This is a genomic window from Pseudarthrobacter phenanthrenivorans, assembly GCF_000813845.1.
Taxonomy (GTDB): Bacteria; Actinomycetota; Actinomycetes; order Actinomycetales; family Micrococcaceae; genus Arthrobacter; species Arthrobacter phenanthrenivorans_B.
Genome location: NZ_JWTB01000024.1, coordinates 211,631 through 225,466, shown reverse-complemented (window position 1 = coordinate 225,466; position 13,836 = coordinate 211,631). Strand labels below are relative to the sequence as shown.

The following is a 13,836-nucleotide window of genomic DNA, read 5'->3' as shown; positions in this document are numbered from 1 at the left end:
AGGACGCGCACAAAGGGCCTTCCTGGAGGAAATGGTGGATGCACCCCGCCGCAACGTGGCTGCTCCAGGGCACAGCCACCCATTATAAGGAAACAGCCACCCATTATAAGGAAACAGGGGATGCCGGTCCGGCAGACGACAGCCTGATCCGGCGACACGCCCCCGAAAGCCTGCCCAAGCGCCGGGCATCCTGCGTATAGTCGAGGGGCCGGGGCCCTACCTTCCCCAAACGAAAACCCGTGCACCGGCTGCAGAACTGGGCTGCATCTGAAGGATCAGCCGTGCCTGCAGGGTACTTAGGGCCATGATCCGATTCGAAAATGTCACCAAGGTATACGACCAGAAAGCCCGTCCGGCACTGGACTCGGTCAACCTTGAGATTGACCGCGGCGAATTCGCCTTCCTTGTCGGCGCGTCAGGTTCCGGGAAGTCCACCTTCCTCCGGCTGGTACTGAAGGAGGACCGTGCCACGTCCGGCGCGGTCTATGTCGCCGGCCAGAACGTTGCCAAAATTTCCAGCTGGCGGGTCCCGCGCCTCCGCCGGGGCATCGGCGTCGTCTTCCAGGACTTCCGGCTCCTGCCCCAAAAGAACGTTTTCGCGAACGTCGCATTCGCCATGCAGGTGATCGGCAAGAGCCGCAGCGTCATCCGCGACACCGTCCCCGAGGTCCTCAAGACGGTAGGCCTCGAAGGCAAGGAACACCGCATGCCGCACGAGCTTTCCGGCGGCGAGCAGCAGCGCGTTGCCATCGCACGCGCCGTGGTCAACCGGCCCGGAATCCTCCTCGCGGACGAACCCACCGGAAACCTTGACCCCACCACCTCCATGGGCATCATGGGCGTGCTGGACAAGATCAACCAGAACGGCACCACCGTGGTCATGGCCACGCACGATGACGACATCGTCAACGAGATGCGCAAGCGGGTGGTGGAGCTGAAGAACGGCGTGGTGATCCGCGACGAAGCGAGGGCACTGTACACCTCGATGATTCCCGTCGTCGGACAGTCCAGGCGCCTTAAGGACGCCAGCGGCAGGGAAACGCCCGACGACGGCGTACCCGGCAACGGTGCCGAAGGCGAGGCCCAGCGGTGAGGCTCGCATTCATTCTTTCCGAGATCGGCAGCGGCCTGCGCCGCAACCTTTCCATGGTGGTGTCGGTCATCCTGGTGACCTTCGTGTCCCTGACGTTCGTGGGCGCGGCCGGCATGCTGCAGATGCAGATCAACCAGATGAAGGGCTACTGGTACGACAAGGTCCAGGTGGCCATCTTCCTCTGCAGTGAAGGTTCGACGGCGCCGGGGTGCGCGTCGGGGCCCGTCACCCCGGAGCAGCAGCAGGGCCTGAACGCCCTGCTTGAATCCCCGGCGGTGGCGCAATACATCAACGACTTCCAGTTCGAGTCAAAGGACGAGGCCTACAAGCACTTCAAGGACCAGTTCTCCAACTCGCCGATTGTCGATTCGGTGACTCCGGACCAGCTGCCGGCGTCCTTCCGGATCAACATGAAGGACCCTGAAAAGTACCAGATCATCAGCGAGACGTTCTCCTCCCAGCCGGGAGTGGAAACGGTCATCGACCAGCGCCAGCTGCTCGAACGCCTCTTCTCGGTGATGAACGGGGCCTCCCTGGTGGCCGTAGGCATCGCAGGCGTGATGATCGTCTGCGCCATCCTGCTGATCGCCACCACCATCCGGCTCTCGGCCTTCAGCAGGCGCAGGGAAACGGGCATCATGCGGCTCGTCGGTGCGTCCAAAACGGTGATCCAGCTGCCGTTCATCCTGGAAGGCGTCATCGCTGCAGTCATCGGGGCCGCCCTGGCTTCGGGCACGCTCTGGGCAGTGGCGCAGTTCTTCCTGGGCGACTACATGTCCCGGCAGTACCCGGATACTGCCTTCATCTCCTCCGGCCAGACCCTGATCCTGGCCCCGGCGCTGCTGATCCTCGGCGGATCCTTGGCAGGAATTTCGTCTCTCTTGACCTTACGTAGATATTTGCGCGTTTAGGCTGTGCACACCGACCAAGGAATGCCCATGAACCTAACTGATCAAGCCTTGTCCCGCCCCCGGCACCGCCGCGGGCGGACCGCTGCACGCCGTTTGGGGATCGTCAGCGGTGTGCTCACCGTCATCCTTTCCGCCGGCCTGTCCTTCGCCACACCCGTCGCCTTCGCGGACGACCTCGAAGACCGCAAAGCAGCGCTCGAGGCCGAAGCAGCCCGCGTCCAGGCGTCCCTGGAGTTTGTCGATTCCCGGATCGCAAAGGCCGCGAGCGACCTGGTAATTTACCAGGGCCAGCTGCCGGGTGCCCAGCAGGCACTGCTCGAGGCGCAGGGACGGGTGGCCGGCGCCGTCAAGGAAGTCGAAGCACTGTCCGCACGCGTGGACATGGCCCAGCAGAACAAGGCCAAAATCACCCAGCAACTGGAAACCGACAAGCAGAAGATCGCCGACACCAAGAAACTGATCGGGCAGATCGCCACCCAGGCCTACAAGTCCGGCGGCGTCCCCTCCAACCTGTCGCTCTTCTTCGGTTCCAACAGCGGCAGCAGCCTGACCGAAACCATGGACCTGGCCGACCAGGCGATGCGCAGCCAGAACGCGGCCATGGACAAGCTGAGCCAGCAGAACGCCACGAACGTCAACTCCGAAGCCCGCCTCCAGGCTGTGGAAGCAGAGATCAAGGATCTCAAAGCCAAAGCGGACGCGGCCCTGGAACGGGAAAAGGCTGCCCGTGACGAAGCCGCAGCCAAGAAGGCCCAGGTGGACCAGCTGATCGCGGACACCACCCGGCTCGATGCCGAACTCCAGGCGGCCAAACCAGGGATCCAGGCCCAGCTCGCCGGAGTCCAGGCCAACCAGAACCAGGTGGCGAACGAGATCGCCGAACGTGACCGCAGGGCCCGCGAGGCCTGGGAAGCGGAACAGCGCCGGAAGGCCGAAGCGGCCGCCGCTGCTGCCGCCGCCGCTGCCGCGGCAGCGAACCGCCCCGCCCCTCCTGTCCAGCCGTACGTGCCGCCCGCCGCAGGGTCGCCGTCGGCCTTTGGCCTCCGCCACCCCTTCGACGGCAGCATCCCCATCACCTCCGGCTTCGGCTACCGCACCACCCCGCCGGGTACCATCGACTTCTACGGCACGGGCGGCTACATGCACACCGGCATCGACTTCGGCGCCGCCTGCGGCACCCCCGTCTATGCGGCGGCAGCCGGCGAGGTCTTCAGTTCCGGCTGGAATTCCGCCGACGGCGGCGGCTGGCGCGTCAAGATTGATCACGGCGTGGTGCAGGGCAATACGCTGACCACCATCTACTACCACAACTCCAGCATCGTGGTCTCGAACGGCCAACATGTCTCGCAGGGACAGCTGATCGCCTACTCGGGCAGCACCGGCAACTCCACCGGCTGCCATGCCCACTTCGAAACCTGGCTCAACGGTGCCGCCGTCGATCCCATGGGGCTGCTGTAGGGGACAACCGCTGCTGCCGTAGACTGGTATAGCTCCGCGGCGCCGGCCCGGCAGCATCCGACCTGAACCTGAGGAGTTTTCCCGTGCCTAAAGAAAGTGGCCGTAAGGTGGTGGCCACCAACCGCAAGGCCCGGCACGACTATCACGTGCTGGACACTTACGAGGCCGGCATCGCGCTGATGGGAACCGAAGTGAAATCCCTGCGCGAGGGGCACGCCTCCATGGTGGACGGATTCTGCACGTTCTATAACGACGAGCTGTGGATGGAAGCCATCCACATCCCGGAGTACAACCAGGGCAGCTGGACCAACCACGCTGCACGCCGCCGGCGCAAGCTGTTGCTGCACCGTGAGGAGCTCATCAAGATCTCCCGCAAGGTACAGGAAGCCGGCTACACCATCGTGCCGCTCCAGCTGTACTTCGTGGACGGCCGTGCCAAGGTGGAAATCGCGGTTGCCCGCGGTAAGCGCGAGTACGACAAGCGCCAGACGCTTCGGGAGCAGCAGGACAACCGCGAAGCCCAGCGCGAGATGCGCGAACGCAACAGGCGCCGGTAGGAATTATTAAGCCGGGGCATGCGTTACTATGGATAGTCCGGCGGGCTTGCCAGCCGGTTTGGTAACAAAATACGGGGATGATCGGTTTCGACGGTGTTAGTCGCGACAGGTGAAGCGGGCCGAGGATGCAGAATTATCTCGTAAACGCTTTCTGCAAACCAATAAGTGCCGAATCTAAGCGCACTGACTTCGCTCTTGCTGCCTAAGCAGTAAGACAGTCCGTCAGCCCGGGGTTGCTATCGCCCCGGATCCTGGCGTCATTTAGATAGCCACTGCTGTTTGCTCCCGTCACCGGAGTAAACGGGACTTTTAGGTGACTGGGCCCGGATCAGCCAGCTGTTTGCAGCATGGCTGGGGCCGAGAAAATCCGACGCAAACTGCGCCCGGAGAAGCCCTGACAACACGACATCGGACGGGGGTTCAATTCCCCCCATCTCCACAGTGAGCACCCCGGTCTTCGGACCGGGGTGCTTTTGTTTGCCCGCAAGCCCGGGCTGCGTGAATGCCGGGACCACCGGCGGTGAGTCAAAAGGCCACCGGATCATCATCGCAAGGACACCCAGAATCAACCTTGGACCACCAAGCTTGGTGTTGGGGGAGCTGTCCGAACCGAAAAGGAACACGATGACCACCAAACACCACCCCGCGCTGGACCCCCTTCAGCCCCTTGCCCCCGGAGACGCCATCGAGGTCTTCTACCGGAGCCGCCTGGTGCACCGCGGACCCGTAACGGAAACAGCCCCGGAGCGTGGACTTGTCTGGATCCTGGACACCCTGAGCGGCTACCGATGCCTTGTCGATACCGCTGAAGCCGACATCGTCAGGCTGCCGGTCCGCTACCGCGACGTCCGCACCCCGGACTCCTGGCGCCGGCGGACCAGGCCCAAGCAAGCCCCGTTCTAGAGAGCCGCCGGGCCTAAATGCTCTAGTGACCCCCACGGCAAACCACTACTTTCATCGATATGCACAACGATCCGCCGCAAACGCCTACCGAAGTCCTGGATGCCGCAGCATGCTGGGACCTCCTGCGGGGGGTTTCCGTGGGGCACCTGGCGGTGCTCGTCGACGGGTACCCCGAGGTCTTCCCGGTGAACTTCAAGGTGGACCACGAATCGGTCATCTTCCGGACCGGGGAAGGGACCAAGCTGCGGGCCGCCGGGGGACCACTCGCCGTCGCGCTTGAAGCCGACGGCCATGGCGACGCCAAAGCGTGGAGTGTCCTGGTCAAAGGCAAGGCCGTGGTCCTGGAGCCATCGGAGGAACTCCTGCGCGGTGCAGGGCTTACCCTTTTCCCCTGGCAGGCCGGCGAAAAGGACCACTTTGTCCGCATCGTCCCGACCTCCGTGTCCGGGAGGCGCTTCACGATCACCTCCCCGCTGACCTGGTGGAGCCATGTGGCCCGCACGGCCCCTGCGGACACCGGGCAGTAGGCCGGCAGGCCCAACGGCCCTGTGCGGAACGGGCCGGGACTGGTAGCACTGACCTATGACCGGGTCGCCGACAGCCGCCGCAGCAAAGCCACCGTTCGACGCCGTGATTTTCGACCTGGACGGCGTGGTCACCAATACCGCCATGGTCCACCAGGCCGCGTGGAAAGACGCGTTCGACCGGATCCTGCACGACCCAAGAATTCCCGGCGGTACCAACCAGGAACCCTTGTCCAGGTCCGACTACCTCACCTACATCGACGGGCTGCCGCGGGAGGAAGGCGTCGTGCGGTTCCTTGCCTCGCGCGGAGTCCACATGGACAAGGGAAAAGAGGCCGACGAGGCCGGCGCCTGGACGGGATTCGGCCTCGGGGCATGGAAAAACGAACTCTTCCTGCAGCGCCTGCGCGAAGACGGCGTCCAAAGCTATCCGGGCACCCTGGAGCTGCTGCAGAGGCTTGCTGACGCCGGAGTCCCCACCGCCGTCGTTACCTCAAGCCGGAACGCGCCGGCCGTCCTGGACGCCGCGGGCATCCACGGCCTGTTCCGGGTTGTGATGGACGGAACGACGGCGGCCGGGCTTGGCCTGCGGGGAAAGCCGGCGCCGGACGTGTTCCTCGCGGCGGCATCCAAGCTTGGAGTGCCGCCGTCACACGCCGTGGTGATCGAGGATTCCGCGGCGGGTGTCGAGGCCGGGAACCGCGGAGGCTTCGGCCTCGTCGTCGGAATTGCCCGGACGGGCAACCGCCGCCAGTTGGAAGCCGCCGGCGCAGGCACCGTGCTCAATGACGTGGGCGAACTGGATTTGGGGCTGATCATCGGCAATGCCTGGCACCTGGCGTACGAGGGTTTCGACGCCGGACACGAGGGCCACCGGGAGGCCCTCACCACCCTGGGCAACGGCTACATGGGCGTCAGGGGAGCGGCGCCCGAAGGCGGCCCCTTCAGCTATGCGGGCATGTACCTTGCCGGCATCTACAACCGGGTCCGCGCCGAGTCAGCCGGAGAGATGCTGCTGGAAGAACACATGGTCAATGCCCCGGACTGCCTTCCACTCGATATCCGCCTGGCCGGCCGGACCTGGTGGTCGGACGGGGGAATGACGGTTATCCGCGAGCGCCGGGTGCTGGACCTCCGCCGGGCGGTACTGGAGCGCCGGCTGCTGCTGGAAGGCGCGGACCGGCGGCGCCTTGAAGTGGTGCAGACACGCTTTGCATCCATGGCGGAACCCCACCTGCTGGTCCTCGAAACGGTCATCACGGCCTTGGGCTGGAACGGGCAGGTTGAGGTCCGGAGCGGGATCAATGCCGGAGTCCGCAACGCGAACCTCCCTGAACGCGCGCAGGGAGCCGATATCCACCTGGTCGACCGGACCGCCCCTCACCGCGCCGGACCGGAGGCCCCCACCGACCCGACATCCGTCGTCGAGGTGGAAACCAGCCAAAGCCTCATCCGCATCGCCGCGGCGCACCGGACCTACGTGTCCGGAGAGCCAGCAGGAGGTGAGCCGGGCAGGAAAGGCTCCTTCCACTTCCATGACCTCCTGCTATCCCTGGATGCGGGAACCCCGGTACGGATCACCAAGACCGTGGCTGTGGTGACATCCAAGGACCGTGCCATCTCCTCGCCCGAAACGGGAGCCCGTGCGGTGCTGGAGCGTACCGGCGGGGACTTCGATTCAGTGCTGGCTGCACACGAGGAGGCCTGGCGGCGTGAGCTCCGCCCCTTCATGGTGGAGATCGAGGCGCCCGTGCAGGTGCGCCTGGTCCTCAACCTGCACATTTTCCACTTGCTGCAGACGCTGACGCACCACACGGCCGAGCTGGATGCCGGCGTCACTGCGCGCGGCCTGCACGGCGAAGGCTACCGCGGACACGTCTTCTGGGATGAGCTGTTCGTCCTGCCGGTCCTGACCTCACGGACCCCCGACGTTGCCCGGTCCCTGATTGACTACAGGTGGCGGCGGCTTCCTGCGGCCCGGCACGCTGCAGCCGTGGAGGGCCTGGCCGGCGCCAAGTTCCCGTGGCAAAGCGGCAGCGACGGGACCGAGGAAACGCCCAAATGGCTGTACAACGAACGGTCCGGCCGTTGGGTCAAGGACTTTTCGCACCTGCAGGTCCACTCCGGCCTTGCCGTCGCCTTCAACGCCTGGCAGTACTTCCAGGCCACCGGAAACAAGATCTGGCTGCTTCAACGCGGAGCCGAACTGGTCATTGAAGTTGCCCGGTTCTTCCGTTCCCTCGCCGACTATGACCAGCGGGGCGGCCGGTACCACCTGCGCGGCGTGGTGGGCCCGGATGAGTACCATACGGGCTACCCCAGCCGGGACATCCCCGGGCTCGACGATAACGCCTACACCAATGTCATGGCGGCCTGGGTTTGCTCGCAGGCCGCGGGCATCATGTCCTTCCTGCACGGAAGCGAACGTGCCGGCCTCATGGAACGCCTCGGGGTCACCGACGAGGAAACCGCCGGGTGGGCGCATATGGGGACGGCGATGTACGTCCCCTTCCACAGCGACGGCGTCATCAGCCAGTTTGAGGGCTACGGTGATCTGAAGGAGCTGGACTGGGAACATTACCGCGACAGGTACGGCGACATTGAACGGCTGGATCTCATCCTCGAAGCAGAAGGCGACGCCACCAACTGCTACAGGCTGGCAAAGCAGGCCGACGTCCTGATGCTCCCGTACCTGCTGGGGCATCAGGGCCTGGTCACCATCCTTCAACGGCTCCACTACGGTTTCACCCAGAAGCACCTCAACCGGACCATCGAGTACTACCTGGCCCGGACAGCCCACGGGTCAACCCTGAGCCGGGTGGCGCACGCATCCGTCCTCGCCGGACTGGACGCGGACCGGGCATGGGACAGTTTCCGGGAAGCGCTCGACGCCGATCTGGACGATACGCAGCATGGCACCACGCGTGCGGGGATACACTTGGGCGCCATGGGAGGAACCATCGACGTGGTGCAACGCAGCTTCGCCGGCCTGCGGTTCAGTGGCGACACCATTCTGTTCGCGCCGAACCTGCCAACGGGGCTCAGCGCCGTGGCCTTCGAGGTCCTGTACCGCGGACACCGCCTGCGGGTCCATCTCAAGGACGGCCACATGAGCATCGCATCCGCCCCGGGTGACGCCGGGCCCATCAAGGTGCACGTCAGCGGCAGCGACGTACTCCTTCCCCCCGGCCGGACCAGGACCTTTCCCCTGCCTGTGCGGGCTCCCGGGACGGTGGCGTCGTGAAACGCCTGGGGATCCTGACCAGCGGCGGTGACTGCCCCGGGGTCAACGCGGTCATCCGGGGAGCTGTGCTGGGCGGCGACGTTGCACACGGCTACGAATTTTTGGGTTTCCGGGACGGATGGCGGGGCGTCCTGGAACAGGACATGGTTCCCCTTCCCCGGACGGGTGTCCGGGGAATCTCACGCCTGGGCGGCACCATCCTGGGCACCTCCAGGACCAACCCACTGACAGGGAAGGGAATTGAGGGCGTCCGTGCCTGCTTCGAGCGCAACGGACTGGACGGCCTTATCGCCATCGGGGGAGAAGGGACACTGGCGGCCGCGCGGGAACTGTGCGGACAGGGCCTGAACGTGGTGGGAGTGCCCAAGACGATTGACAACGACCTCGGGGCCACTGATTACACGTTCGGCTTTGACTCAGCCGTACAGACCGCCACTGAAGCCATCGACCGGCTGCGCACGACGGGTGAATCGCACCACCGGTGCATGATTGCGGAGGTCATGGGCCGCAATGCCGGCTGGATAGCGCTGCATTCGGGAATGGCCGCCGGTGCGCATGCCATCCTGATCCCCGAGCATCCCGTGTCGATTGACCACATTTGCTCCTGGGTGCTGTCAGCGCGGGACCGCGGCAGGGCGCCCCTTGTCGTGGTGGCCGAGGCCTTCGCGCCGGAGGGTCAGGCCACACCCTACGCCCCCCGTGGCTTGGACACGTTCGGGCGCCCGCGCCTGGGTGGCATCGGCCTGCTGCTCGAAGGTGAGCTGCAGCTCCGGACCGGCATCGAAACCCGGGCCACCGTCCTGGGCCACATCCAGCGCGGGGGTGAGCCGACGGCGTTCGACCGCGTCCTGGCGACCAGGCTTGGCATGGCAGCCGTCCAGTCGGCGGCAACCGGCAAGTGGGGCACCATGGTGGCGCTGCGCGGCACGGATATCGTAAACGTCAGGCTTGAGGAAGCGCTGGGGGAGCTGAAAGTGGTACCGGAGGCACGGTACCAGGAGGCAGCGGTCCTGTTCGGGTGAAGCAGGGCAACCACGCCGGATACCGGCGATCACTGGCCGGGGCGGACCCGAAGGACTGCCGACCCTGTGATCCTGTCGGCCGCCAGGTCCTCCAGGGCCCTGTCCGCAGATTCGAAGGGATAGGCCGTTGTGGTGAGTGCCAGGGACAGCCGTGCCGCGAGCGCAAGGAACTCGTTTCCGTCAACCCGCGTGTTGGCGGTGACGCTCCGTACCTGGCGTTCGAAAAAGAGCTCCCTTCCGTAGTCCAGGGCCGGGATGCGGCTGAGGTGGATTCCGGCGATGGCCAGGGTTCCGCCGCGGTCAAGGGCCCGCAGCGCCACCGGGACCAGATCGCCCGCTGGTGCAAAAAGGATGGCGGAATCGAGCGGCACCGGCGGGTGGTCGTCAGCGTCCCCCGCGTACACCGCCCCCAGCTCCAGCGCGAGCTTCCGCGCCTCCGCTGAACGGGTCATGACGAACACGGAAGCACCCTGCTTGATTGCCAGCTGGGCGGTGATGTGGGCGGAACTGCCAAAGCCGTAGATTCCAAGCCGCCCACCTGCCGGCAGCTCCGCGCGCTTCAGCGCCCGGTACCCGATGATTCCCGAACACAGGAGCGGCGCAGCCTGTTCGTCAGAGAAAGCATCAGGCAACGGGTAGGCGAAGTCCTCCGCCACCGTCAGCTGTTCGGCGTAGCCGCCATCCCTGTCCCAGCCGGTAAATACCGGTGACACGCACAGGTTTTCGTCACCGCGGCGGCAGTACCGGCAGGTGCCGCAGACGCCGCCCAGCCATGCCACGCCAACCCGGTCGCCGATCCTGAACCTGGAGCAACGGGCACCTGTTGCAACCACCAGGCCCACCGCTTCGTGCCCGGGAACGGCTTGCGGACGGTGGGGTGCGAGGTCTCCTTCGGCCAGGTGCAGGTCGGTGCGGCAGATGCCGCAGACCGTGATATCCACCAGGAGTTCGTTGGCTGCGGGCACGGGTGTGGCACGGACGCCCTGAACCAGCGGATGCCTGGAGACCGGCCCCGGATCGTTCACCCACCAGGCGCGCACGGTGCGTCAGCGGCGCTTGTTGGCTTATTCGAATCCGGCCCGGGTCGCGTCGTCCAGCGGCGTCTGCCACAGCATCGGCGCGCCCATGGTGAAGCGCCTGCCCGTAACCGACTCGGGCGTGATGCGGATGAAGTGTTCCTGGGACACCCCCTGCCAGGGAAACAGCGCCCGCCGGATGTCATCCAGGGCCGGGCCGGTGGGGACGGTCTCGGCGGCCTTGCCCTTTACCACCACACTCCACGCAAGGCCGAACTGCTGGCTGACCGCGTCGGCTTCCAAGGCCACGGTGGCGTCGGCCTGGATGGCCTGCTGCTTGGTGCCCCCGCCGGTGCGGAAAACCAGGGTCTGCCCGTCCACCTTGTAGTTAACGGGAAAGACATCGGGATGGCCATCGGCGATGACGGCCAGCCGGCCCACTCCGGTCTGGGAGAGCAGCGCCCAGCATTCTTCTTCGTCGAGGATCTCCGGCACGGGGATGTTCGTGTTCTCAGTCATACGGCACAGCGTAGGCAACTCTTCCATTCCCGGAAAGGGCATAAAGGCCCGGCCTGAAAGGGAGGACCTATGGCCCTTGGGGCCTGCCAAACCCCGATGGGACGCTGTGGGAGACGCCCGGGAACCCAGACCATCCCGCGAAAGGCAGCCATGCTGACGCATCTCTTCCTCCACCGCCTGCTGTGGGCCACAGCCGGGCTGCTGGCAGTTGCCGCGGCAGGGACCGGCCTGTGGCGGCCAGCCATCTACAACGGCGTTGTTGCCGCTGACCTCATCCCCGGCGCCTACTCACAAGATCTTCTCTCAGCAGCAGCCGGTCTCGGCCTGCTGTACCTGTCCCTCGCTGCAGGCCGGAAGGGGACAAAGCACCAGATTGTGGCCCTGGGTCTGCTGGGCTACCTGTTCTACGGCTACGGAATCTATGTGATCGAGCGGACCTACAACGGCCTGTACCTGCTCTACATGGCGGTCTTTGCCGTTTCCTTCTGGGCCATGGCCGTGGCCGGAGCAACCATGGACCGTGCCACCCCGCCGGCAGCCCTGCCACGGGCCCTGAGGATCACGTCGGCCTCCGGCGCACTCCTCCAGCCTCTGATCTTCTACCCCCTCTGGATCGGCATGCTCCTGCCCCTGATGCAAACCGGTCAGCGCATCGATTCGCTCTACTCGATCTTCATCCTGGACCTTTGCTTCATCATGCCCGCGTTCCTGATCCTGTCCGTCCTGACCTACCGGAACCGCCGCACCGGGCTGCTGCTCCTGCCGGCACTGTATGTCCTTGGCTTCACGCTCATCTTCTCGCTGGCCGTGGGGGAGCTGGTCAAGCCGCTGTTCGGCTCAGCGCCCGGCCTGCCGGCGCTCCTGCCGGCCCTTGCGCTCTCGGGCCTGTTCCTTGTCCTCGCACTCCTGCACCTGGCCAAACTCCGGATCCCCGCAGCGGCGCCGTCCATTCCTCCCGGTCCACCCGTCCCGCAACCAGGCCGCCAGACCACACCCGGCCTGTCCTCACAGTAAGGAATACCAATGAAAGCCCTTGTCTACGGCGGGCCCGGAAACAAGTCGTGGACCGATGTTCCCGACCCCCGGATCCAGCAGCCCGGCGATGCCATCGTCAAAGTCGACACCACCACGATCTGCGGTACCGATCTGCATATCCTCAAAGGCGACGTGCCCGCCGTCGCAAAGGGCCGGATCCTGGGCCACGAAGGGGTGGGCACCATCGTGGAGACCGGCCCGTCGGTCACCGGCCTGAAAGTGAACGACCGCGTCATCATCTCCTGCATCAAATCCTGCGGCCACTGTGCCAACTGCAGGACGGGCCTTTACTCGCACTGCCTGGGGGACGAGGGCCAGGAGGGCACCGGCTGGATCTTCGGGCACCTGATCGACGGTACCCAGGCTGAGTATGTCCGGGTGCCCTACGCAGACAACTCGCTGCACCTGTTGCCGTCCGGGGTCAGCGATGAACAGGCCGTCATGCTCTCCGACATTCTTCCCACCGGGTTTGAGATCGGGGTGCAGTACGGACGGGTGAAGCCGGGCGACAGCGTGGCGGTGGTGGGGGCCGGGCCGGTGGGCCTTGCGGCGATCACCACCGCAGGCCTGTACGGTGCGGCCACCGTGGTGGCGATCGACCTGGACGCCAACCGCCTGCAGAAAGCCCGGGAGTTCGGGGCCACGGATACGGTGCTGTCCGGGAGCAGTGACTGGAAGGACCAGGTAATGGCGCTGACCGGCGGTCAGGGCGTCGACGTTGCCATCGAGGCCGTGGGCGTCCCCGAGACCTTCGCGATGTGCACCGGGATCGTGCGGCCGGGCGGGTCGGTGGCGAATGTTGGCGTCCACGGAAAACCCGTGGAACTCCACCTCGAAAACCTCTGGATCCAGAACATCAACATCAGCATGGGGCTGGTGAACACCAACACCACGCCCATGCTGCTCAGGCTTGTGGCCCAGGGAAAGATCAGGGCGGAAAAATTCGCCACCCACCATTTTGGCTTCGACCAGTTCCTCGAGGCCTACGACACCTTTTCCCGCGCTGCCGAGACCAAAGCGTTGAAGGTGATCATCACGTCCTGACGCCCACCGGCCGGGAACGCTGGAAGGCGGCTACAGCCAGTCCGCGGAGAAATCCACCGGCGGCCACCACCGGTGGCGGGGGCTCACCGCGAAGCGCCGGCCCGAAAGGTCGGTGGGAGTGATGGCTACCAGATGGTCCTTGAGCCCCGGCTCCCAGGGTTCCCTGTCCGCGTCGGCTTCCGGAAGGGTCATGCTGCCTTCATCGAAAGGACCAGGCCTTCCCTTGGCCACTACGCTCCATACCTGGGTGGCGTAGGGGTTGAGGCCGTCCACCTCGAGCGCCGCCACGGCGCCGGTGAGCAGGGCGCGGAGCTTGGTGCCCGGCGCCGTCCTGAACAGCAGGGTTTCCCCGGCGACCGAGAAATTGACGGGGAAGATCTCCGGGACGCCATCATTGATGACGGCCAGCCGCCCGATGTAGGACGACCGGAGATACTGCCAGCATTCATCAGGACGCAGGATCTCGGTGTGGGACCCCTCGGGTGAACCAGTCATGGTACCGATCCTAGG

General features: G+C 65.5%; 13 protein-coding genes and 1 other RNA gene. 11 read left to right on the top strand and 3 right to left on the bottom strand.

Going from position 1 to position 13,836, the window contains the following annotated elements; translation table 11 throughout:
* The first annotated feature begins 304 nt into the window (after positions 1-304).
* The 9 genes from ftsE to RM50_RS13565 all read left to right on the top strand — a co-directional run bounded on the left by ftsE (position 305) and on the right by RM50_RS13565 (position 9,712).
* Positions 305-1,093: a cell division ATP-binding protein FtsE gene (gene ftsE, locus RM50_RS13600; RefSeq protein WP_043453537.1), complete on the top strand. Its 789-nt coding sequence runs from the start codon at positions 305-307 to the stop codon at positions 1,091-1,093.
* Positions 1,090-2,004: a permease-like cell division protein FtsX gene (gene ftsX, locus RM50_RS13595; protein ID WP_043453535.1), complete on the top strand. Its 915-nt coding sequence runs from the start codon at positions 1,090-1,092 to the stop codon at positions 2,002-2,004. Before ftsE ends, ftsX begins: the two co-directional genes overlap by 4 nt.
* Before the next feature lie 27 nt (positions 2,005-2,031).
* The gene (locus RM50_RS13590) at positions 2,032-3,462 is read left to right on the top strand and encodes a M23 family metallopeptidase (protein WP_043453533.1); all 1,431 of its coding nucleotides are present in this window, start codon (positions 2,032-2,034) and stop codon (positions 3,460-3,462) included.
* 83 nt (positions 3,463-3,545) lie between these two features.
* Positions 3,546-4,019, top strand: a complete 474-nt coding sequence (smpB, locus tag RM50_RS13585; protein WP_043453530.1) for an SsrA-binding protein SmpB — start codon at positions 3,546-3,548, stop codon at positions 4,017-4,019.
* A gap of 73 nt (positions 4,020-4,092) precedes the next feature.
* Positions 4,093-4,461: a transfer-messenger RNA gene (gene ssrA, locus RM50_RS20425) on the top strand.
* A 182-nt stretch (positions 4,462-4,643) separates the two neighbouring features.
* Positions 4,644-4,922: a hypothetical protein gene (locus tag RM50_RS13580; protein ID WP_043453529.1), complete on the top strand. Its 279-nt coding sequence runs from the start codon at positions 4,644-4,646 to the stop codon at positions 4,920-4,922.
* Positions 4,923-4,981: 59 nt separating this feature from the next.
* Positions 4,982-5,449: a pyridoxamine 5'-phosphate oxidase family protein gene (locus RM50_RS13575; protein ID WP_052260223.1), complete on the top strand. Its 468-nt coding sequence runs from the start codon at positions 4,982-4,984 to the stop codon at positions 5,447-5,449.
* Positions 5,450-5,504: 55 nt separating this feature from the next.
* Positions 5,505-8,690, top strand: coding sequence for an HAD-IA family hydrolase (locus RM50_RS13570; RefSeq protein WP_043453525.1), 3,186 nt, complete (start codon positions 5,505-5,507; stop codon positions 8,688-8,690).
* On the top strand, positions 8,687-9,712 hold the full coding sequence (locus tag RM50_RS13565) for an ATP-dependent 6-phosphofructokinase (RefSeq protein WP_043453523.1): 1,026 nt from the start codon (positions 8,687-8,689) through the stop codon (positions 9,710-9,712). Before RM50_RS13570 ends, RM50_RS13565 begins: the two co-directional genes overlap by 4 nt.
* Positions 9,713-9,741: 29 nt before the next feature.
* Here RM50_RS13565 and RM50_RS13560 read toward each other — a convergent pair whose 3' ends face one another.
* Positions 9,742-10,737 (bottom strand): zinc-dependent alcohol dehydrogenase family protein, encoded by a 996-nt coding sequence (locus tag RM50_RS13560; protein WP_430929411.1) that lies wholly within the window; start codon positions 10,735-10,737, stop codon positions 9,742-9,744.
* A 39-nt stretch (positions 10,738-10,776) separates the two neighbouring features.
* Positions 10,777-11,247, bottom strand: coding sequence for a pyridoxamine 5'-phosphate oxidase family protein (locus tag RM50_RS13555; protein WP_043453517.1), 471 nt, complete (start codon positions 11,245-11,247; stop codon positions 10,777-10,779).
* A gap of 150 nt (positions 11,248-11,397) precedes the next feature.
* Here RM50_RS13555 and RM50_RS13550 point away from each other — a divergent pair, with 150 nt between their 5' ends.
* Both RM50_RS13550 and RM50_RS13545 read left to right on the top strand, forming a co-directional pair.
* On the top strand, positions 11,398-12,261 hold the full coding sequence (locus RM50_RS13550; protein WP_082007082.1) for a hypothetical protein: 864 nt from the start codon (positions 11,398-11,400) through the stop codon (positions 12,259-12,261).
* 9 nt (positions 12,262-12,270) lie between these two features.
* Complete coding sequence (locus RM50_RS13545; RefSeq protein WP_043453514.1) at positions 12,271-13,326, top strand: zinc-dependent alcohol dehydrogenase family protein; 1,056 nt, start codon at positions 12,271-12,273, stop codon at positions 13,324-13,326.
* A gap of 30 nt (positions 13,327-13,356) precedes the next feature.
* Here RM50_RS13545 and RM50_RS13540 read toward each other — a convergent pair whose 3' ends face one another.
* Positions 13,357-13,821 (bottom strand): pyridoxamine 5'-phosphate oxidase family protein, encoded by a 465-nt coding sequence (locus tag RM50_RS13540; RefSeq protein WP_043453511.1) that lies wholly within the window; start codon positions 13,819-13,821, stop codon positions 13,357-13,359.
* Positions 13,822-13,836 lie beyond the last annotated feature (15 nt).

What these genes read in the sequence shown, in the direction of transcription:
- ftsE (WP_043453537.1), top strand. Translation starts at nt 305, where the DNA reads ATGATCCGATTCGAAAATGTCACCAAGGTATACGACCAGAAAGCCCGT.
- RM50_RS13590 (WP_043453533.1), top strand. Translation starts at nt 2,032, where the DNA reads ATGAACCTAACTGATCAAGCCTTGTCCCGCCCCCGGCACCGCCGCGGG.
- RM50_RS13580 (WP_043453529.1), top strand. Translation starts at nt 4,644, where the DNA reads ATGACCACCAAACACCACCCCGCGCTGGACCCCCTTCAGCCCCTTGCC.
- RM50_RS13575 (WP_052260223.1), top strand. Translation starts at nt 4,982, where the DNA reads ATGCACAACGATCCGCCGCAAACGCCTACCGAAGTCCTGGATGCCGCA.
- RM50_RS13570 (WP_043453525.1), top strand. Translation starts at nt 5,505, where the DNA reads ATGACCGGGTCGCCGACAGCCGCCGCAGCAAAGCCACCGTTCGACGCC.
- RM50_RS13555 (WP_043453517.1), bottom strand. Translation starts at nt 11,247, where the DNA reads ATGACTGAGAACACGAACATCCCCGTGCCGGAGATCCTCGACGAAGAA.
- RM50_RS13550 (WP_082007082.1), top strand. Translation starts at nt 11,398, where the DNA reads ATGCTGACGCATCTCTTCCTCCACCGCCTGCTGTGGGCCACAGCCGGG.
- RM50_RS13545 (WP_043453514.1), top strand. Translation starts at nt 12,271, where the DNA reads ATGAAAGCCCTTGTCTACGGCGGGCCCGGAAACAAGTCGTGGACCGAT.
- RM50_RS13540 (WP_043453511.1), bottom strand. Translation starts at nt 13,821, where the DNA reads ATGACTGGTTCACCCGAGGGGTCCCACACCGAGATCCTGCGTCCTGAT.